Genomic DNA, 20,009 nt, shown 5'->3' on the forward strand with positions numbered 1-20,009 from the left:
AGCGGTTACCACGGTCGGCAGATGGTGATCGGCCGTCCATGCCGCAACGGAAAGCCCCGTCATCGCACGCCGACTTCGTACCCTCTGGACCCGCGTCGGCGAAACACCGGCGTATGCGCGGGTAACGCCGTCGCTGAAGGTGTGTTCGACTCGGGTAAGGGTCGTGTGGTGCAACCCGTACGCGCCAGCATCCACCGCACATCCTGAGCTGACCTTCCGGAGATCGCCGCGATCGAGATCCTCGCCTAGCGGCGAGCCGTTATCAGCCAGGCGCGCGAGTCGAACCACACGCCGCCGGTTGTGCTGTGCGCGGCCATCACCAGGCGCAGCCGTTCGAGCGCCCGCTCGGCCTCGTCGGCATCGAGCTGCGCGAGCAGATCGCTGGCCATGCGCAACACGAGCACCGCGTCAACAGCGGCGTCGGGGTCCGCACCGTAATAGACGGGCTCGCATACGTCAGTGATGCGTACGTCGGTAAACCCGGCCGTGGTGAGAATGCCGTTCACTGTGGCCGGATCGGCCAGGGAGAACGGGCCGTCACCCGCAATGGGGACTGGCGGGTCACCACCCACGAGTGCGCGGTGTATCGCGGCCACCCACTCTTGTCGACTACTGTCCTGCCAGACCAGTTGCACCAGCCGCGCCCCGGGCAGTAGCGAGCGCCCTATGTTGGTCAATGCCTCGACCGGATCGGCGAAGAACATCGTGCCGAACCGACTGATCCCGAGAGTGAAATGCGCCGGTGGGAACGGATGGACCTGTGCATCCGCCTGCTCGAATCGCACATTGTGGAGTCCCTCGGCTGCGCCGAGTCGGCGAGCACGCGCCACCATAACCGAGGATGCGTCAACGCCGAGTGCGCTGCCCCGGATCGCGAGCCTGGCGGCATCACGGGTGGTCTGCCCGGCGCCGCAACCGATGTCGAGGACGTTGTCGTCGGGTGCCACGTCGATGGCGTCGCGCAGCCGCTGATGATAATGGCGTAGCTCAGCGTCGTAGTCGAACACTCTGTTCGAGTCCGGTCCTACGCGATTCCCACGGTCAACCATGGAGCCATCTTGGCAGCCACACCGCGCCGAGGCGCGGCAACGCCCGCGCGAATGTGTGCACCGAGATCGCGGGTCCGGTTCGGCTGCTCGAGGGGGCATGGATGGACTCGGACATGGAGGGTGGGCCGGTAGATGAGCTCTTGGATGTTGCCGTCGAGCGTCCGGCTCTCGGTGCGGTTGATCGGGTGTGTGGATACAGACGGGAAACCACGGCGAAACTCATCGCCGTTCACTCCTGGAGTCCGCTCGCCCCGTATGCGGCCCAGGACTTGACCGCGGCCAAGCATGGTCGGCAACACGGGCGACATGGCTCTGCTCGACCGGGCAGCGACGACCCGAGCATCGAACGAGGCCGCCGCGGCTGGTGGCGTCGCTTCATATCCTGATTTCGGACACGCCTCTTACCGCACTGAATTCGGCACAATGGGACATTCTGCGCCGCAATCGATCTCGCCGCGCAGACCGCCCGCCCAGCGGCTATTACAGTGCGTTGCTGAGCGCTATCTACCCAAAGTGGATGAACGAGAAGGCCTCTCGAAATCGCTGCAGGGTGGGTAGTTGGCATCGTCGTTGCGGTTGTGCTGCGCACCGTAGGCTTCGGTGCTGCCGATCAGCACGCCAGGGTTGTCAGTTCCCTTGCGCCGGACCACTTCCGGGAATGCTGTTCGGACTTCTTCGCGGACGCCGGTGGAGTGGGCTCGGTGTTCGACCGAGCATTGTGCCTGTAGGGTTCGGTGATCAATCCGGGGAGGACTACCGCATGGCGCAGCTTCAGCATCGGATCGACGAAATGACCGATGACTCGGGATTCCTCGGTCTTGTCGACCCACACGCGTACACGTCGTTCGTGGGCGAAGACTGGACCTTGGAGATGCTGTTCGAGCGCGTCGAATCGGAGATGCGGCAGCGGACGATGCTGCTCTGGGGAACCGGCGGCGAGGAGCAATGGCGGATCGACCTTTCGGATTCGCCGGTAGATCCGCGGCTGCCGATCATCAGGCAAATCGCCGGCCCCATCAGCGTGACGCGCGGTGAGCTGGTCGTCGTCAATTTGGACACGGTCACCATGGCTGCCCAGTTCGCGGACTCCGCCGTGGACGACGACAAGGATATATACGGGTCCAGTATCGAACTCCCGAACGGCGACTACATCTGCACCATCAGTCAACTCACCGATCCCGAAAAGGATCGGACACATGAAGGCCCCGACTTCCACCTCCAGCTGCTAGCTGGACGAACCTCACCATGGTTCGAGGTCGCATGGTCCGAACTGTGACGCTCCGACGGATGGTCCGCAGCTCCGACTCGAGGGGCATGCTCGGCCCGCGCGGTACGCGGCATTACGGTGCGTTCGTTGCACGGTCGAGAGGATTAACGCCGTGAGAGCCGAACTGGCGGCCCATAGCCCGGCGGCGGTGTCGAGGTCGGTCATGTGCGGGTAGGGCGTTTCTTGATGTGGTCGTCCGCGGAGACCGAAAACTCGTGGCCCCCAGAGTTGCCCGCTCGTGATCTCGGTGTCCAGAACAGCGCGGACGATGGTGTGGGCCCCCGCGTGTTTGCCGTGCAGCACAACATTCGCGGGAAGTCCGCGCAGGCGTTGAGCGGTGGTGCGAGCGAACAACGGTGGCCGTGCCGGGGTCAATGTGTCCAGGGCACCGCCGGGGTGGACGACAATGCTGGCGGTGCTCGCGGCACGCGCACGCAAACGGCGATCCAGTTCGAAACCGAACAGCATCTGCGCCAGTTTCGATCGCCCGTAGCTACACTTGGGCCGATAGTCGTGCTCGGACTGCAGATCGGCAAGATCGAGCCGCTCCGTCCGGGCCACGAAGCTACCCACGGTGATCACCCGGCTGTCGGCGACGGCTGTCAGCATCGGCGCCAGGTGAGCGATCAATGCGAAATGCCCGAGATGGTTTGTCGCGAACATCAATTCGTGCCCCTGAGCGCTCACGCGGCGTTCCGGACCCGACAGCATGACCCCGGCATTGAGCACGACCGCGTCCAAGCTGTCGACGCCGAGGGCATCCACCGTCGCAGGCAGAGAGCGCAGATCCGCCAGATCCAAGCGCACCTGACGCAGCCGAGCACCCTCGACACGTGCCCGGATCGCCTGCACCGCCAGGTCGGCCTTGACGGTGTCGCGACAGCCCAGCACCACGGTGGCGCCGCTGGCCGCGAGTTGTTCTGCGGCGAAATACCCCATGCCCGCGTTGGCGCCGGTCACCAGAAACGTCTTCCCGTCGGCACGATGGCCGCTCTGCCAGGTCATGCCATCGACCCTCACACCAAGCTCTTGCACCGCCCTCACACCGCACTGACATGGCAGCGGCGCGCCGGCTCGCAGGGTCCGCTTCGCTGCGCCCATCGACACCTATCCGGTATTCGGGATGGGCGGGCGTTGGGCCTTCGTGATCCGGACCGATGAGTGGTACGCAACTCGCCCACCGGTGTTTCCTGGGTGGGTAGTCGCGGCGTTGCGACTACCCACCAGGCATATTGCAGGTCGGGTTCGCGTGCCGACTGTATGTCCGAAATGACTTGTTGAACACCAACCATTTCCGGCACGTTTGTTGCACCGTGGTCGTTTTGGAAACCGTCAGGGCTGGCTCGTACTCGGGGTCGCACTTCCCAGGCAGCTCAGCGCCTGCATTGCCTCGCGCTCTATTCGGGAAAGATCGCAGAGGATAGTGCCTGCCTGCACGAGGTACTGCTCATCGCCCGATTCGCCAGCTTTCGTGATCAGTGCTGCGGATTCTGTCCACAGAATGGCTGCCTCGGTGTACAGCCAGTGGCCGGTGCGCAGGTGGCTGCTGTCGAGTAGCTCGGTGCATTCGGCGAGGAAGTCGCGGTAGAGGTTGCGGAACAGGGCGCCGCCGGTGCCGGCCTTCTCCATCAAGAGGGCGGCCTGCGGCAGGTCGCGCTGCGGGTGGTCAGTGCGCTGGAGCCATGTGCGTACCAGCTTGCCGGCCCTCTCGATGCCTCGGTAACCGAGGTTGGCGATAGACGGGTTGAGGAATGCGTCGGCGCATGCGGTGATGGCGGGAATGATCTGGCCCTGTGGGGAGGGCGGGTTTCTCGGAGCGGTGAGGGTGAAGGACCGATGCTTGGCGGTCATCGGGCCGCGCGCGGCCCTGGCCTGAGCAAGGCTGGTCAGGCTGGTGGATACCGCTCTGCCTTGCTGGTCGGTGTCCACCAGGTAGGCGTCGTGGTCGTCATAGGCGTACATGGCCACGACATGACCGCCGAAGTGCACCTTCGAACCGAAGTAGTCCAGGTAGTAGCTGTCGAGCTGCAGCCCGACGGGTTGACCGGCATTGATGGGAGCCACGACGTTCTCCCATGCTCTGCGGGGCGAGGTGGTCTCCTGGACCAGGAGTTCCAGCTCGAGTCTGGTGGCCAGGTTTCTGGTGAGGTCGAAAGGCTTGACCCGTCCCCCGAGGAAGGGGAAGCCGATGTTCTTGCTGTCCCAGTAGATGAAGGACAGACCGGAGCCGAGGCCGAAGAGCATGGGCTCGGACAGATCGAGTCCTTGGTGCCGCAGCAGCACCCCGAGAGCTGTCGTTTCGCAGTGCTGCGTATCGCGGGCATCGATGTCCATTACCGTGGTCATGCCGTGCTCTCCTGGACGGGGATGATCAGCCGAGTCATCAGTGCTTCTTGCGGTGCCTCTGTCGGTTCGACGGGATAGGCGCGAGCGAGACGCCCGATGGTGAGAAGTTCGTCTTGCACGCCATCATGGTGGACCCTCCTCCGATGGGAGAGTCCAACGCTGTACCCATTGGCTTCGAGGCCGCCCTACTCTTCTTCGCCGTCGTCATCGCTTGGGACGGCCGGGGCGCGCACGGGCGCAGTCCGCGGCTGGGCCTGCCGGCGACGATGTCGAATTTGGTGAGGATCGACTTGCCGATAGTCGAAGCGCCTTCTCTCGATCACGCGGCTGCGCCGGGGCCTGGAAGGAGATCGACGTCGCCGGCGTGCATCGGCTCGCCGCAGTGAGCGCAGCGCAGGTCGACGCTGCTGATCTCACCGCATGCGTGATGGCGGTAGAGCACCGGCGGACCGGCCGCACCCGCGAGCCACTTGTCTGCCCAGCCGACCATGACCATGAGCATGTCGACGAGTTCGGTGCCCTTCTGTGTGAGGTGGTATTCGTACCGTGGCCGCTGGTCATAGGCCTTTCGCTCGAGTACGCCGTGCTCGACGAGGTGGTTCAACCGCTCGGTCAACACCTTGCGTGAGATGCCGAGGTCGGCCTGGATCTGCTCGAACCGGGTGAGCCCGACCCACACGTCGCGCAGGATCAACGGTGACCACGGCTCGCCGATGACATCGAGGGTGCGCGCGATCGAGCAGGTCATCTCACCGAAGTTCGTACGTTGCATGCCAGCAGTCTAGCAATTGGGGTTCCCTTAGGGAACTTTGACTGCTACGGTTTTGGAGTCTCTTGAGGGAACTTCGGAAGGATTACGGCGATGAGCAAGGTCTTCAGCGCCCACGCAGTCTCGGTCGACGGGTACATCACCGGTCGCGATCCCGGTGCCGGGCGCGGACTCGGCGACGGGGCGACACTGTTCGACTGGTACACCGACGGGGACACATCCAGCGCGGTGTTCGACATGTTCGAACTGAGCGAGCCGAGCGCCCGCGTTTTCGACGCCTTGGCCGGGCGAGTAGGTGCGGTCGTGGCGGGACGCAATACCTACGAGGACTCCGAGCACTTCGGCGGCGGCGGACCGCATCCGACGGCCAGGCTCTTCGTCCTCAGCCACCGCCCCGCACCGGAGATGACCGAGCGGCAGACCCTCGTCACCGGGATCGAGGAGGCAATCGCGGCGGCGCGGAAGGCGGCCGGAGACAAGGACATTGGTCTGATGGGCGGCGGAGTCGTGACCGCGGCGTTGCAGGCCGGGCTCGTCGACGAGGTGATCCTGCACCAGGTGCCGATCCTGCTCGGCGGCGGCCGGCCCTTCTTCCAGTCGCTCCCCGAGCACGTGCACCTGCGTCTCGTCGAAGCCGTCCCGGCGCCGGGTGTCACCCATCTGCACTACGAGGTCCAGCGATGATCCTCGACCCCGCCGTCCGCCGGGTGCTCGATGGCACCCCGCTCGCCCACCTTGCCAGCATCCTCCCCGACGGTGCTCCCCACTCCGTTCCGGTCTGGATCGGCACGCACGGTAACCACATCGCGATCCTCACCGGGCCGGGCTCCCGCAAAGCTCGCAACCTGCGGCGAGACCCGCGGGTCGCGCTCTCTCTGACCCCGGCCGACAACCCATTTCAGCCGGTTATCATCCGAGGCAGGGTCGTCGAGTGGCTCGAGGGCGACGCCGCATGGGCGATTATCGACCGGATCTCGACGAAATACATCGGCGGCCCCTACTCGCGCGCCGAGGTTCGAGTCGTCGCTTTCATCGAGCCCGACCAACAAAGCATCAGCTGAGAAACGGGGATGGTTCGAGCGCATTTCGCTTCAGGGGCGACTCGAGGTTGTGGTCTGATGCCGAGATCATCGACAGGATGCGACTCGGTGTAGGCGCTGGCATCGGCTACTTAAGAGGGCACTGCTCAGTCGACGCGGATCACGATGGCGGTGGCGTTGTCGCTCCCGCCCGCCGTATCGCTGGCAGCCAGAATGTCGCTGACGACGGACTGTGGCCGTGTATCACGACCGAGGAAGGTCCGTAGGTCGTCGTAGTCGACCTGATCGGACACGCCGTCGGTGCACATCAGGTATCGATCGCCCGGTCTCATCGTCACGCTGAGCACATCCGGTTCAGGTGCGCCCCCATGCCCGATGTAACGGGTCAGCTGATACCGCGCCGACGCGGCGTGCGCCGAGTCGAACGGGTACCAGCCGTGCACGGCCCCCAACCACGCCATCGTGTGGTCGGTCGTCAGCAGTTCGAGCAGCCCAGTACGCAACCGGTACACCCGGGAGTCACCGATCTGCACGAGCCAGCAGCCCTGCGGCGCGGCGGCCATGGCAGTCAGCGTGCATCCGGCCAGACTCTGCAATTCGTGGCCGATTCGGCTCACCTGGTCATGAGCCGCCGCCACCGCAGCCCGCAGCGTGTCCGGGGTTGGTTCCGGCGCACGCATGACGTAGTCGACGAAGATATCGACTGCGGTCCGACCCGCGGCCGCACTGCCCGGTCCATCTCCCATGCCGTCGGCAAGCACCGCCAGCAGCGGTCGCTCACGGAGGTAGGTGACATCGAAGTTCGCCGAATAGCGTTTGCTGATATCGCTGCCCACGGCAACGTCGATCAAGGGGCTGCGCACCCGCGAATTCTGGCATATCGAGTCGGCGTAGGTGAGGCGAGGAAGTCGCCGCCCGCAGAGCGTGAGTCCACCCCACCCGAAGGCATTTTCGGACGTTGCCCGATCGTTCCGGAACTCGACGTCGCTCAGCGATTCATCGCACCGGGCGTTATGTCGAGGGCCGCGGCAACCGCCAATTCAATTGTCTTGCACACAAATTCAGCAGAATCGCACGGGGGTGGCCGTAACGGTGAATTCTGACGCCACTTGTCGGTGAATGTTGGCGTCACCGCGGCTCGTGCAGGCCGCAGAGTATCGGTGAAATTTGACGTCACTCAGCCAGGTCGAGATCGTCAGCTTCGGTCGGAGCTGGTGTGCTGGGTCTCAGCCGGCCGCAGAGGTCGGGGGGCGAAGAGGTCATCGAGCGGGCCGGACGCGGCGGGGCGGAGTCCTTCCTCAGCAAACCATTCCCACCGGAAAAGCTGTGCCTGAATCGGTGTGGGAATGCGGCGCAAGGCTCGGGCGATCCTGGCGAAACGGCCACGGCCTTCGAGGATGGACCGGTGCTCAGCCAGTGCACTCATCCGTTGTGCCGCGAACGCTCCGACGTCGATCCGGTGAGTGATGTCCGCGCGAGCGGTGTAACCGTTGCGGATCGCGGTGGCGTCATAGCCGAGCCAGCGGGCCGGAGCGGTCAGCCCCAGGAACAGCTCCCGAGGCAGTGTCGCGTTCAGCACCCGTGTGACGCCGGCCGTTTTCGCGGACAGGGCGCCGACTTCGTGGACCCGGACATGATCGGGGTGACCGTATCCACCGTTGCGGTCATAGCTCAGCAGCACATCCGGGCGTTCTTCCACGAGGATCGATGCCAAGCGTTCAGCGGCCTCATCGACGTCCGCCCGGACGAACATTGTTCGTCCGGGCGGGTTCGGATACAAGATCGGACCGTGTCCGCTGTCCGCGTAGCCGAGGTGTTCGACCCTGGACACGCCGAGAACGTCGGCGCTGGCCTGCAATTCCCGCAGCCGCGGCGCGACGGCACCGTCGAACTGTTCCATGTGTCCGTCGGATGCGACGACGATGACCGTGCGGTGGCCGGCGTGGGCCAGTTTCGCCAGGGTGCCGCCGGTCAGGATGATCTCGTCGTCTGGGTGGGCATGCAGAGCCACGACTGTCGCCATGACGTCAGTATTGCGGCCACGGTGACAGATAGCGTGATCAAATGGCGAATCCTTCGATCCGCCGCACCCGATCCGCCAGCGTGGCCGGCCCGGCATCATCCGATGCTGCGGTGTCGTATTTCGCGGATAGGATGCTGGTCAAGGCACGATTTCCAGTGTCTGTTCAGCAGCAGCGAAGACTGGCTGCTGCGGTGAGGGCAGTTGGGTGGTGGTTCCGGCGGCTTGGTTGCGGGCTGTGCGGGCGAGACGGTAACTGACGGTGCCGGTTTCGATGATCTGCCCGCCGAAGGTGAGCCGGTCGACGATCGCGGCGCAGAGCCGAGGTTCGGAAAAGGTCTTCGACCAGCCGGAGAAGGCTTCGTTGGAAGCGATCGCCACAGAATTCTTTCCTCGCGCTCGGTGAGAACCTCGAACAGCAGCTCGCGACAAGATCCAGCCGCACACCGTGCAGGAACACGCTCAGGTGGACATCCGCCTCGTCCGGCCTCGGAGAACCGTTGGGGCTCACGATGTTTCCGTGTCCATCGCCGCGGAGAGCTGGTCCGAACCGGATTCGGTTTGTCGGCGCGATGTTCAATGGCACCATGACAATCGAGATCACCAAGGCGGCGGACCCCACCTTCGAGTGGCTGGCCGCGCAGGTCGGCGCCGGTGCCCTGTGGCGTCCGGCCGAGCTGCCCGAGCGGTTGGAGCACGCCGAGTCGCGGGCCTTCCTCACCGAGGTGGGGTTTCCTGCGGTGGCGTTGGACGGCGAGTGGTTCGACTCGGCGAACCTGCCGGAGAAGGGCATGTGGGAGGCCGACCCGGACGAGCTGTTCGGCCGCCGCTACCCCGACGACGACTCCCCGCCCGCGAAGTACGCCTATGGTCTGGGCGAGTTCTACGGTGAGATGACCCTGATGCTGGACGGTGAGACCGGCGTGGTCCAGGTCTACGCGCCCAGCGGCTGGGACCACGGCGAGGGCGACCAGGGCGTCGCGTTCACCTCGGTGCGGGAGGCGGCCGGGGCGGTCGCGTTGATGGCGGGGCTCGCCGCGCAGCTGGAGGGTCCCGACTCGGACGAGGTCGCGCGGGAGCTGATCGCCGCGATCCGCGCCCACGAGTGGGCGGAGTCGGCGTATTGGGCCTGGGCGTTGGAGCGCCTTGAAGAGGACTACCTGGACTGAGGAAGGGAACGATCCCGCGCGTCAGGCGATTACGTGATCGGCGGATCGAGGTCGGTTAGTGGTGGGGCAGATTCATTCGTACGTTTTCGAACTGAGCGATAGCCGCGCAACCCAACCGTAGTCGAGGTTCCGTGCGGCCGGTGACCCGCACGTTCCTCGGCTACTCGAGACTGGCGGTAGGACCGGTGCTCGGCGTCGCTCAGCGGTTCATCATCGCCATTCGTCAGCTGCCCCGGTCGGTGTTTCCGCCGAACCACTCAGTGTCGTTGCTGAGGGTTCCAGAAATAGCCGCTCATTGGGCAGCCGTGCCAACCCGGTCGTGTCGCCGGGGATCACGTGCACCGCATCGACGTAGTGGCGTGCTCGGTGGTCTTCGATGATTCGCAAGGCCGCAGTCACACATGCGGCGAAGTCCAGCCGCACACCATGCAGGAACACGCTCAGGTGCACATCCGCCTCGTCCGGCATTGGGGAAGCGTTGGTGCTCAAGGTGTTTCCGTGTCTCGAACGCTGGTGGGAAGTACCGGGATCGCTTCGATCTTGTCGAGGTTGTCGCGCAGCTCGGGCCAGCCGTTCTCGTCGACCGCACAGAGAGTGCCGTCGGACCTGTGGACGATGGGCCGACTGTCGGTGGGGGCGATCGCGAGTTTGTGGGCGGTGTCCTCGTAGAAGACCGCGAGTAGCGCCCGCACGTGAGGGCCGATCTCGCCGGGCGGCAGATGAGGGATCATGTCGCACATCGGTTCACGTCCTCGTCGGGTCGCCGATACGGGTGCGATCAGGCCACGCGATCGCTGGCCTGCCGTCGTTGTCAGGCATGTGACACCGCCCGCACTCGGCCCGGTCCCACGCATGCGCGAACCGATTCGATGACGAGAAGGCCGGAGGGGCGGAAGGTGTCATGTGGTGGTTCGATCCATTGCCTGATGGCTCCGGATTGTGTGGTCGGTGACGGTAATGCCACTGTTCCGCCGTCGCGGATGACAGATACGTTGTGGCGGAACAGATCAGCGAAGAGCGGCACATCGTCGGGTATGTCGGGTCGGATCAAGAAGGTCCATCTGTTCGATCGTGGATGCGACAGGATCGGACCGATACCGGCTCCGCGTCGACTCATGTCGTGTTTGACTGCCTGGCCCAGTGGTGCGGGCATCGTGAGCCCTCCGACGTGGGTGGCTTTCATGATGATGCGGCCCCGGATCGAGGTACTGGGCTTCCGGGTCCTTGCCCCGCAAGAAGAAGCCGCCCGGGAAGCCGCACGCCGTGCAGTGGCGAAGGGGTTCTACAAGTCCCGCCCCGACGGCTCCCGCATTGAGGTCGATCCGCTGGGGCGGTGACAGTCACTCCCGACCGTGTCTCCGAAACGCGAACACGGCCTTGCCCTGTCCAACACGCTCACCACCATCTCGGCCGGCGCCGGAGCGAAGATGTCCACTACCTCGAGCTCCTCACCACACCGATCATGGTCAAGAACGTATGCCCGCCGACCATTCTCGAACTGCCGCAACATTCCCGACGGCCACACATCCGGCCGAGCGCCCTGACAACACAACAGCTGCCCCCGCTCCTCCAGATACTCGCGGACAGCGAGCAGGCAGCTCAGGTAGTCATCATCAACCGATCCGAATGAGACCTGACCCACCAACTCCACCCGCGCCACCGCCGGCTCACCCAGACGAAGCACGACTCGGCCAGAGCACCCCCGCAGAATCAACCGCCGTCAGGTTCACAACCTCCGACATCCAACTCCCATCATCGCCGAGGATCCTACCCACACCGAGTCCTCCACCGAGCCCGCCAAGTGGGGCCAAAAATTGCAGGCGATCATGTGGCTCAGGGCCCCGAGTAGGGCCAAAACTCATCCGTAGACGGGGCCACCGGTCACTAGCCAAAATCACTCAATGATTTGAGCGATTCGACGATACCCAATCACCCAGCTGCGCAAAGAGAACCAGCAACTCCGAGAATCCCTGGCCCTCGCTTACGGACAGCTTCGCGCCGCATGCCAAGCCGATGCCCAAAACAGTGACCTCACTGCCGCCCTGTCGAAGACACCTGTCCACGACACGAATCACCATGTCAACAAAGCGATTCGCGATTCGGAGTCGAGATAACCACGGCCATCGTCGACCGACTCGTCTTCGGCGGCCACGTCATACCAGCACCGACTCCTACCGACTCGCCCACACCCGCGCCGCCAAGGGCCGACTCGAACGTTGCACTGACGCACGCTGTCTTCAACCGAGCTGAATGGTGAATTGTGGCAAGGGAACTGGGGCGAAGTGATGACGAAGAATTGTCAAGCGACGACCGGATAGTTGGCTTGGAAGGCCAGCCTCTGGTCGGCGTCTGCGGCGATCCGATCAAGCTCATCGTCGAGTGCCATGAACACTTGCCAGGACTGCTGACCGCTGGTGGCAGCGAGGCGCTGCACCACCAACTGTTCGAGCTCGGGAACCCGCTTCGCCTTCCAGATCTTGTCAGCGAGGCTGACAAGCAGGTCCTCCAGCCCGACGTCGGCGTCGGTCCACGACCCGTGGGTCCGTGCGAAGCGAGCCGAATCGTCATCGAAGCCCCGCGCCAGGAGAAGTTCATATCCGTCCTGTTCGTGGGCGGACCCTGGGCCTGACAGCTCATCGGGATGGATGGTCTTTCCGATGTCATGAATTGCCGCACCCAACAGCATGACTTCCCGGTCGAACTGCACCGCGCCGTAGTGTTGTTGAACCCAGTCGGCTAATTGCCAGGCCACGTCGTGGACTGCGCGCAGGTGAGCAGCCAGCCGGGGTGGGGCATCGAGGTTCTCGAGGAGAACCTCGACTCGTTCTGGCAACGACCTCAGTGCCGGATGCCCGGAATCAGCCAGGGCTCGCCGCAGCACAACGGAAGTCATCCGAGCCATGGTAATCCCGGCAGCCGGATGTCCATCGGGACAGGACGGACGCTACGACACCCACCGATACGCCGGTCGAGTGATGCCGAAATTCGCGACCAGAAACGGGGCCGCAAGCGGCTCGACCGATGCCTAAATTCGCGATCAACGGACGCCAATTTTCACGACTGAAGCCACCCGGCCGGCGGCACCGAGAAAGGCGATTGTCCTTCGCCAGTTGACCTGACACATTGCCAGCGTGTCTGACGCAAACACGCGGTTTCTGCCACTAACTCTTACGCAGGTTGTTGGTGTTTACCTGCCTGGAGTGGTCGTCGTGGGTCGTGTTGTTGCCGCTGCGAGCGGGGTTGACGAGGGCTGTTGGGTCGAGTTCATCAGCGCGGCCGCTGCACTTTCAGGATTCGCGGGCTGCGATTGCGGCTTGGATTCGTCGTAGCGTGCGCAGGCCTTTCTTCGCGGCGACGCTCACCATGCCGTCGAAGACTGTTGAGCCCCGGTCGTGGGCCATCAGCCGTTCCAGCGTCGGCACGGCACGATCGTCGCCGGTCGAACCGAGCGCGACAGCCGCCCAGTATCGCTGGTCCGGGTCGTCGCGCTCGGCCGCCTCGCACAGCCTCGGGATGATGTCCGGGGCGAATTTGGCCAGCGCGCTGGCGATGTAGCCGATGCGGTAGTAGCGGCGGTTGTCGAGTTCGTCCCATAGGGCAGCCAGGGCTGCATCGCCGCCGATCATGCCGAGGGCTTCGGCGGCACGTTCGCGCGTTCCTGCGATCGAGTCCTGCAGCAGGGGTGTGAGCGCCGGGACGACCGATTCGTCGCCGAGGGTGCCCAGAGCGATCACTGCTTGCTCTCGAGCCATCTGCTGTGGGTGGTCGAGCATCGCGACCAAGCCGGGAGCTGCGTCGCGGAAGCCGAGTGCCGCGCAGCCCATCGCGGCCCATGCCTGGCAGTTGTACCGAGTGTCGGCGAGTGACGCGAGCAGCGGTGCCTTCAGAGTGTCGTCGCCGAAGACCGCCGCCTGGTTCAACGCCCGGCTGTAGAGCGATCGGTGGTAGTCGGGATAGTCGCGGACGAGCGCGCACAGTGTTTCCTTGGCGGATGTGTCGCCGTCAGCGGCCCGCGCGAGCAGGTGCCGCAGATTTTCCTCGCGGGTCTCGAGATCGCCGTCTTTGAGGCGTCGCGCATCGGCTGGGTTCACCGCCCAACGGTACCTGGCGATGGTCTTGTCCCTCCGGGCCACGTTTTGGGTGGTCGGCGCCGCCGGAGATGCACGTGAACCTGGACGGTGACTTGCGTCGGCAGTCTGACAGGAAACCAGCGGTCACGATCTGCCACATACCTGACGTACTGCAGGTCACCGCGCTGGATCTGTGTCACGTCATCCGGCATCGGACAGCAATGTATGCCGTTGGCGCGGTGAGGATTCCATTTAGCCCGACTACGGCGACCTCTACCTTCGAGAGCGGGGCTGCTGGGGGCCGAGGTGATCGAGGCGTTCCACCACCGCGGGTAACTCAGTCGCCGACGTGCACGTGGGCGGCCCACCTGGTCGGCACGGCTGGATAGGCGTTCCGCATGCGGCGCAACGTTTCGGTGAGCGCGGTGGCCGCCTCGGCCGTGTCGGCAGGACGGGTGCCGTGCGCGGTGAGCGCCGCGTAGACCGCCTCGGCGGTCTCGGTACTGTCCGCGGTGTGCCACAGCGTGCCGATGACGCCGCGGAAGCCCGCGAGGTGGAACGCCGACGCCAGGTTCAGCGGCTCGTCCAGCAGTGCCGGGTCGGGGCCCGCGGTGTCGCACGCGGACAGGAACGCGAGCTGTGCCTGGGTGGTGCGCAGGTCGCGCATGAACGAGGGCACGAACATCCCGTCGCTGAGCACCAGTCCGCCCTGGTCGGGGTGCTTGGCCGAGCTGACCGCCCGGCCATGACAGGCGAAGTGGGCGATCGCGTGCTCGTGCAGGCCCTGCTTGATGGCCTCCGGGTCGGCGGCGGAGTCGATGAGCACAGTGGAGCCGGGCAGCAGCCCCGCCACTGCCTCGGCCTCGGCGCGGGCGCTCGGCAGCACGGGCACGCCTTTTCGCTCGCCGACACCGACGACGAGCGCGGTGTGGCGGGCGTGGTGCGGCCGAGGCGTGGTCAACGTGTCGGCGAGCGCGGTCAGCGACGGCGTGTACGAGGAGACGACCCGGTCGAACACGGTCTGTCCCGCACCGTCGCGGTGCCTGCCCGCCGCGTGCAGTGGCAGCTGGGCCGTGATTCCGATCGGGCACCACCACAGCCGCGTCGTCGTGACCCGGTCCAGCACCGGCCCGGCCGTGGTGTCCCACAGCCATTCCAGCACGGCGTGCACGTCCAGCTGGGCCTGCTCGCGTCGGTCGAACGAGCACGCCGGGTCCTTCACGTCGGCGATGGCCGCTCGTAGCCGCCTGACCTGGGCGCGGGCGGTGGTCTCGGTCATCTGCCGTAGCGGCACAGCCTTGACGGGCTGCCAGTAGTCGGCGGGAACCACGAGCGCGGTGCCCGCGGCGCTGACGACCACCGCGGTGTGCCCGGCCGTGCGCGTGCGCAGGACTTCGAGGTTCGGCGGCGCCAGCAGATCCTCGAACCCCGGCACCGCTCGCGCCTCGGCGATCAGCCGGTTCCGCCGCACCGCGAGCTGCCGGATCTGTTCGACGGCCTGTGGTCGCGGGTCCCAGTCTCGGGTGGAGGTCCGGCCGTCGAACTCGACCTCGATGTGGAACTTCACGTCGGCGTACGCGTCGGCATCAGCCAGCTTGCGCTCGACCTCGCTGAGCTCCTCGGCCAGCTGCGGCCGTGTCTCGCGCAGTCGTGCCCAGGCGCGGCGGATACCCCACGCGTCGCCGAACAGCACGCCGCGGCACTGTTCGACCAGCTCCAGCGCCCGGTCGAGCTGGCCCGACCGCACCCCCGCGTCCACCACCCGGTCGGCGAGGCCGTCCAGCTGCCGCACGGCCTCCAGCCTGCGGTACCGCGACAGTGCCCGGCTGACGGTCGCGGGGATGGCGGCAATCACGCGTTCCTGCGCGTCCAGCCACGTCGCCGGGTCGGCCTCGGCGAGCATCGCGGCCTGGGCCTGTTCACAGATCATCTGGTGCTGTGCGCTGGTGGCCGGGTGCGCGGAGACTGCCCGGTAGTGGGTGATCGCAAGCTGGCGCAGTTGGGCGGCACGCGGCTCGTCGAACATGGCGAGCTCACGCGCCGAGCGCGCGAGTGCGATCGCCCGCAACGGCCACCAGTGGTGGGCCTGCGGTGTCTGACCGACGGCTTTCTCCGCGAGCTCGAGCGAGTCCTCCAGCGCGTCGAGGTCGCCGCACTGCCGGTACCGGTGATACAGCACGTCGGCGATGGTGCTCTCGATCCGCGGAACGTCGGGGTGATCGGGACCCACCAGTGCGAGTGCGGCCCGGTAGGCGCGTTCGGCCTCGCGGAACGGTTCCGCGTCCGTCACGTTCGTGTTGACCGCCTGGGTTTGCACGGCACCGGCGTAGTTGTAGAGCACGCCGATCCGGCGTACATCATCCGTCGGGATGGTGGCCACAGCGGACGCACCCGCCTCGACAGCTTTGGTGAACATGCCGTGGTCACCGGCCTCGGCCACCTTCTCGGCCGCCCTGGACAGCGTCGACCAGCGCAACGGGAGGTTCGAGTCGCCGGCTGGGGTCAGCGCGACGGCCTCCTCCGCGACGGTGACGGCCTCCCGGCCCGCCGCGGGGTTGCCGCCGACTTGGAACTGCATGATCAGCGCGGACGCGAGTGTGGAGAGCCGGAGTGCGCGCTGGCCATGGTCTGCGGTCGGCAGGTCCAGCGCGGTGCGGGCGGCGTCGACCGCCTGCTTTGTCTCGTCGTGGGAGCCGGTCCGCATGGCGGCGGTCGTCGCGGAGTTGGCGAGTGCCGTCAGCAGCTCCGCACGGCCTGCGTCGTCCGGTGACGTGGTGAGTAGCGCTTCGGTCACCGTGTCGTAGGCGAGCGCAATCGCATCGGTGTCGCCGCCGATCTCCCAGAGGTCGTTGTGCGTGTGGTAGAGGTCCAGCAGCGCGTCCAGTCTGCCGTCATGGTCCAGCGGCAGCCCGATGGCGAGCACCCACGCCTGATCACGTCGCTGCACGAGCACATCAAGCGTGACCGGCTGCTGCTGCAGGCTCCCGACCAGGTCGTACTGCGTCTGGAGAGCGCGGGGATCGCGATGGCATGTCAGCAGGAACCGCGCTATTTCGGGACCGATCCCGCTGCTTACCTCTTGCTCGAGCTGCCGGAGCTCGGGCACCGTAGCCGTGTTGCCGAAGTCCCGCTCCAACGCGTCGGCGAGGTCACGGCATGCGACCAGCGCACCTGCCAGGTGGATGGGCGCCCCACCGTCCGCGTAGAGATCGAACTGGTACTGGGCGAGCTCGAGCACGACGTCGCGCCAGACCGGGCGTTCCCGCAGCGCCAGCTGGGCAGCGGCCCGGTAGTCGGCGAGGATCTTCCCCGGCCGCCTGCCTGCGTTCACCTGTGCTCGGGCGCGGTCGACCAGCCTGCGGGCGCGTTGCGGATCGTCGCGGGGTGTGCGGGCGATCATCCAGTTCAGCCCGTTGAGGACGATCTCGCGGTAGGCGTCCGTACCGTCGTGCTCGTCGAGCATGAGCAGCAACGTGGCGTGGTCGGCGGTGAGCGCGGCCATCATTCGCTCGTCGTCCAGCGCGTTCATCAACGTCGTGTAGGCGTTCGCGAACAGCGCCAGCGACTCGCGGTCCTGATAGTTCTGGAACTCCTCGCGTGCCTCGTCCAGCGCCCGGTACTGCGGCATCGCGGTGACGCGCGCGACCGTGGGATCACCCGGACTGTCGGCGAGGGCGGCCGCGATCTCCCGGTCGACCAGGCCGGTGAACCCGCTCTGCGCCTGGAACCGGTGCCAGTGTGCTTGGGCGAGGTGCGGCAGCAGGTGCCGAGGGCACTGCTGCGGTGGCGGCAGGCCGGCGGCGAGCAGTGCGCCGACGTCGCCGGTGTACTCGAAATTCTCGACCACCAACCGGACGTCGTCGTACACGCGCAGCCCCAATCCCTTTCAGTCCACGGTAGCGTGATCTGGTTGGCGGAGAAGGAGGTTCGGAGTCGGCATGGCACCAACGACGGGTCCGCGGGTCGAAGTCCTGTGCGCGCAGGCTGGAGAGGCGCTGGCCGAACGCGCTTCCCGCTACGGCGTCGCGAACGTGCTGGCCCGAATCATCGCGGCGGCCGAGCGGGGCGAAGTGGCCGAAGCAGACCTCGACCTGCTTGACAGTGCCTTCGCCCGGCACGGCATCGACAACCTGACGCGGGCGCACCGCGGCTTCGAGCCGTGGAAGGGAGCGCGGGGCGTCGTGGTCACCGCATGGGTGTGCCCCACGAGTGCGTGTACGCGTGCCGCGACCGACGAACGTCCGTTCTGCCGGCTCACCGCGCGGCCGTTCCGCGAGACCAGGATCGACCTGTGAACGCGTTTCTCACCGAGCTCGGCAAGAACCTGGCTACCCGCTGGGCTTCCGCGATCGCGCTGCCCGCCGCGGTGTTCGTGGCCGTTGTGGTTGTGGCGGTCGTGCTCGGGCCCTCTCACGCACTCGATTTCAACCTGTTGCGGACGCGGATGACGGCGGTGTCGACCGGGCCCGCGCTGGTGTGGGCCGCGGCGGCGTTCCTCGCTGCGACCGCCGTGGTGGGGTTGGCGATGACCGCGCTCGGCGGCGTCGTGATCGCCGCGTGGGGAGCGACAGGCACGGGTGCCGGCCGGCCGTTCGTCGCGCTGCGCCACCGCCGTTGGCGGCGTGCGGCGGCGCAGGCGGACGCCGCGGTCAAGGCGGTGCTGGTCGACCGATCGAACCGGCGAGCCAAGAGCAAAGCGCGTCGGGCTGTGCTGCGGCGCGACGCGATCTCCGAGATCGAACCGGCATGCCCAACGTGGGCGGGCGACCGGCTGCGGACCGTGGACGATCGCGTCAGCCGTGGCACGGGACTCGACCTGACCACGACGTGGCCGCGGCTGTGGCTGGTGCTGCCCGACGCGGCGCGGACCGAGGTGACGATGGTCCAGGAACGGTGTGCCTCCGCCGCCCGCACCCCGGTGTGGGGCTTGGCCTATCTGGCAGTCGGTGTGTACTGGTGGCCGGCGCTCGTGTCGGGGGTGTGCGCGTTGCTGGTGTCACGCCGTCGGATCCGCCGTGCGGTGGGGGTATACGCGGACCTCGTGGAGGCCTCGGTCGACTTGTACGCCCGCGACGTCGCCAACCAGCTCGGGTTCGAGCTAACGGGCAGATTGACACCGGCGATCGGCGAGCAGTTGACCGAAGTGCTGCAGAAACGACCTAGCTAGCTTGGGCAGCGGTTCTCATGGCCGCTCGCCGAACCGTTCGCCGACCTGCATTCGGTGTCAACCATTGCCTGGAGAAACGACACCGATCCCAGGTCGACGAAACTCGCTGGTGACAGCTACGGCGTGTCGTCACACACTGACACTCTGGTGACGACTCGCACCCATTGCCGCGGGTGAAATCTTTACTGGCAGAGGTGAAATGTCGAGCGGCGGGGTGAAATCTGGACCGACAACTCACAACAGTCGTCGTGGACCACGGGTGGCCGGTCGCCGCGCGTGGGTTTGTGGCACTGTGGCGTCGTGGGATATCGATACTGGAAGGTAGCTGCGGGGATCAGCGTATGGTGCGTGCTGCTCGTCGGATGCGCGCACGACTCGGCGACTGCGCGCCCGAGCAAGCGGACCACCAGCGCAGCGCCGGAGTCGGCTGCCGGTTCGCCCGATGCCTCGACAGTCCCCATCGCCGACGACCGTGTCGTGGTACTGGATCCTGGTCACAACGGCGGCAATGGCGCGCATCCCGAGGTGATCAATCAGCAGGTCCCGGATGGTCGGGGGAGGACCAAACCGTGCAATACGACGGGGACGTCGGCGAACGACGGGTATACCGAGCACGAGTTCAATTGGGATGTAGCGACATTGGTGCGTGACGCGCTCGTCGCTCGCGGTATCCGCGTCGTGATGACGCGGCCCGACGATGCCGGTGTCGGGCCGTGCATCGGAGAACGTGCCGCCATCGGAAACAGCAGTGGGGCAGCGGCGGTGGTGTCGATTCACGCGGATGGCGCGGCCGCCGGCGCGCACGGTTTCCATGTCGCGTACTCCTCGCCGCCGCTGAATCCAGCCCAAGGTGAACCGTCGATTCGGCTGGCGACGACGTTGCGCGACACCATGGTCGGTTTCGGATTCATCACCTCGACCTACATCGGCTCCGACGGGCTGAACCCTCGCGCGGACCTGGCGGGCCTCAACTTCTCCGAACGCCCGGTGGCGCTGGTGGAGTGTGGAAACATGCGTGATCCCGGTGATGCGGCATTGCTCGAATCACCTGACGGGCGAGCGAAATTCGCCGATGCCATCGCGGCTGCGATCGTCGCCTATCTCGGGTAGTG

21 protein-coding genes and 1 pseudogene are annotated in these 20,009 nt (G+C 66.1%); 8 read left to right on the forward strand and 14 right to left on the reverse strand.

Annotation, left to right across the window (positions count from 1 at the left end):
- Both ACLMAL_RS07745 and ACLMAL_RS07750 read right to left on the reverse strand, forming a co-directional pair.
- Positions 1 to 195 (reverse strand): hypothetical protein (locus ACLMAL_RS07745; protein ID WP_411998451.1); only part of this gene is annotated, 195 nt, incomplete at its 3' end.
- A gap of 50 nt (positions 196 to 245) precedes the next feature.
- The gene (locus ACLMAL_RS07750) at positions 246 to 1,049 is read right to left on the reverse strand and encodes a class I SAM-dependent methyltransferase (protein WP_411998452.1); all 804 of its coding nucleotides are present in this window, start codon (positions 1,047 to 1,049) and stop codon (positions 246 to 248) included.
- Between the two features lie 760 nt (positions 1,050 to 1,809).
- Here ACLMAL_RS07750 and ACLMAL_RS07755 point away from each other — a divergent pair.
- Positions 1,810 to 2,325: a hypothetical protein gene (locus ACLMAL_RS07755; RefSeq protein WP_411998453.1), complete on the forward strand. Its 516-nt coding sequence runs from the start codon at positions 1,810 to 1,812 to the stop codon at positions 2,323 to 2,325.
- Here the strand turns inward: ACLMAL_RS07755 and ACLMAL_RS07760 are convergent.
- The 4 genes from ACLMAL_RS07760 to ACLMAL_RS07775 form a co-directional block, all read right to left on the reverse strand.
- Positions 2,290 to 3,321 carry an SDR family NAD(P)-dependent oxidoreductase gene (locus ACLMAL_RS07760; protein WP_411998454.1) on the reverse strand — a complete coding sequence of 344 codons (1,032 nt, stop codon included), beginning with the start codon at positions 3,319 to 3,321 and terminating at the stop codon, positions 2,290 to 2,292. The two genes, ACLMAL_RS07755 and ACLMAL_RS07760, sit on opposite strands and share 36 nt — an antisense overlap.
- A 327-nt stretch (positions 3,322 to 3,648) precedes the next feature.
- A complete protein-coding gene (locus ACLMAL_RS07765; protein ID WP_411998455.1) occupies positions 3,649 to 4,662 on the reverse strand; it encodes a BtrH N-terminal domain-containing protein in 1,014 nt (337 codons plus the stop codon).
- Positions 4,659 to 4,781, reverse strand: coding sequence for a hypothetical protein (locus ACLMAL_RS07770; RefSeq protein WP_411998456.1), 123 nt, complete (start codon positions 4,779 to 4,781; stop codon positions 4,659 to 4,661). The genes ACLMAL_RS07765 and ACLMAL_RS07770 overlap by 4 nt, the downstream gene beginning before the upstream one ends.
- Positions 4,782 to 4,981: 200 nt before the next feature.
- Entirely contained in the window at positions 4,982 to 5,434 is a 453-nt protein-coding gene (locus ACLMAL_RS07775; RefSeq protein WP_411998457.1) for a winged helix-turn-helix transcriptional regulator, read from the reverse strand.
- A gap of 90 nt (positions 5,435 to 5,524) precedes the next feature.
- On the opposite strand from ACLMAL_RS07775, the gene ACLMAL_RS07780 reads away from it, so the two are divergent.
- Entirely contained in the window at positions 5,525 to 6,115 is a 591-nt protein-coding gene (locus ACLMAL_RS07780) for a dihydrofolate reductase family protein (protein WP_411998458.1), read from the forward strand.
- Complete coding sequence (locus ACLMAL_RS07785) at positions 6,115 to 6,492, forward strand: PPOX class F420-dependent oxidoreductase (protein WP_411998706.1); 378 nt, start codon at positions 6,115 to 6,117, stop codon at positions 6,490 to 6,492. The genes ACLMAL_RS07780 and ACLMAL_RS07785 overlap by 1 nt, the downstream gene beginning before the upstream one ends.
- A 125-nt stretch (positions 6,493 to 6,617) precedes the next feature.
- Here ACLMAL_RS07785 and ACLMAL_RS07790 read toward each other — a convergent pair whose 3' ends face one another.
- From ACLMAL_RS07790 to ACLMAL_RS07800, 3 genes and pseudogenes are all read right to left on the reverse strand, one after another.
- Positions 6,618 to 7,334, reverse strand: a complete 717-nt coding sequence (locus ACLMAL_RS07790) for a PP2C family protein-serine/threonine phosphatase (protein ID WP_411998459.1) — start codon at positions 7,332 to 7,334, stop codon at positions 6,618 to 6,620.
- A 332-nt stretch (positions 7,335 to 7,666) separates the two neighbouring features.
- Entirely contained in the window at positions 7,667 to 8,494 is an 828-nt protein-coding gene (locus ACLMAL_RS07795; RefSeq protein ID WP_411998460.1) for a PIG-L deacetylase family protein, read from the reverse strand.
- 138 nt (positions 8,495 to 8,632) lie between these two features.
- A pseudogene (locus ACLMAL_RS07800) lies at positions 8,633 to 8,916 on the reverse strand (ATP-binding protein); the annotation flags it as partial.
- A gap of 162 nt (positions 8,917 to 9,078) precedes the next feature.
- Between ACLMAL_RS07800 and ACLMAL_RS07805 the strand changes: the two are divergent.
- Entirely contained in the window at positions 9,079 to 9,660 is a 582-nt protein-coding gene (locus ACLMAL_RS07805; RefSeq protein ID WP_411998718.1) for a hypothetical protein, read from the forward strand.
- Between the two features lie 210 nt (positions 9,661 to 9,870).
- Here the strand turns inward: ACLMAL_RS07805 and ACLMAL_RS07810 are convergent, their stop codons facing one another.
- Positions 9,871 to 10,149 (reverse strand): hypothetical protein, encoded by a 279-nt coding sequence (locus ACLMAL_RS07810; RefSeq protein ID WP_411998461.1) that lies wholly within the window; start codon positions 10,147 to 10,149, stop codon positions 9,871 to 9,873.
- Entirely contained in the window at positions 10,146 to 10,400 is a 255-nt protein-coding gene (locus ACLMAL_RS07815) for a hypothetical protein (RefSeq protein WP_411998462.1), read from the reverse strand. Before ACLMAL_RS07815 ends, ACLMAL_RS07810 begins: the two co-directional genes overlap by 4 nt.
- A gap of 414 nt (positions 10,401 to 10,814) precedes the next feature.
- Between ACLMAL_RS07815 and ACLMAL_RS07820 the strand changes: the two genes are divergently transcribed.
- A complete protein-coding gene (locus ACLMAL_RS07820; RefSeq protein ID WP_411998463.1) occupies positions 10,815 to 10,997 on the forward strand; it encodes a hypothetical protein in 183 nt (60 codons plus the stop codon).
- Between the two features lie 962 nt (positions 10,998 to 11,959).
- Here ACLMAL_RS07820 and ACLMAL_RS07825 read toward each other — a convergent pair.
- The 3 genes from ACLMAL_RS07825 to ACLMAL_RS07835 form a co-directional block, all read right to left on the reverse strand.
- Positions 11,960 to 12,553, reverse strand: a complete 594-nt coding sequence (locus ACLMAL_RS07825) for an HD domain-containing protein (protein WP_411998464.1) — start codon at positions 12,551 to 12,553, stop codon at positions 11,960 to 11,962.
- A gap of 394 nt (positions 12,554 to 12,947) precedes the next feature.
- A complete protein-coding gene (locus ACLMAL_RS07830; protein WP_411998465.1) occupies positions 12,948 to 13,751 on the reverse strand; it encodes a HEAT repeat domain-containing protein in 804 nt (267 codons plus the stop codon).
- Between the two features lie 316 nt (positions 13,752 to 14,067).
- Positions 14,068 to 17,598 carry a CHAT domain-containing protein gene (locus ACLMAL_RS07835; RefSeq protein ID WP_411998466.1) on the reverse strand — a complete coding sequence of 1,177 codons (3,531 nt, stop codon included), beginning with the start codon at positions 17,596 to 17,598 and terminating at the stop codon, positions 14,068 to 14,070.
- 70 nt (positions 17,599 to 17,668) lie between these two features.
- Between ACLMAL_RS07835 and ACLMAL_RS07840 the strand changes: the two genes are divergently transcribed.
- The 3 genes from ACLMAL_RS07840 (at position 17,669) to ACLMAL_RS07850 (ending at position 20,007) form a co-directional block, all read left to right on the forward strand.
- The gene (locus tag ACLMAL_RS07840; protein WP_411998467.1) at positions 17,669 to 18,025 is read left to right on the forward strand and encodes a hypothetical protein; all 357 of its coding nucleotides are present in this window, start codon (positions 17,669 to 17,671) and stop codon (positions 18,023 to 18,025) included.
- On the forward strand, positions 18,022 to 18,897 hold the full coding sequence (locus ACLMAL_RS07845; RefSeq protein WP_411998468.1) for a hypothetical protein: 876 nt from the start codon (positions 18,022 to 18,024) through the stop codon (positions 18,895 to 18,897). Before ACLMAL_RS07840 ends, ACLMAL_RS07845 begins: the two co-directional genes overlap by 4 nt.
- Positions 18,898 to 19,248: 351 nt before the next feature.
- Positions 19,249 to 20,007 carry an N-acetylmuramoyl-L-alanine amidase gene (locus tag ACLMAL_RS07850; protein ID WP_411998707.1) on the forward strand — a complete coding sequence of 253 codons (759 nt, stop codon included), beginning with the start codon at positions 19,249 to 19,251 and terminating at the stop codon, positions 20,005 to 20,007.
- The last annotated feature ends 2 nt before the right edge of the window (positions 20,008 to 20,009 follow it).

This window comes from Nocardia sp. CWNU-33, assembly GCF_046764895.1.
Classification (GTDB): domain Bacteria; phylum Actinomycetota; class Actinomycetes; order Mycobacteriales; family Mycobacteriaceae; genus Nocardia.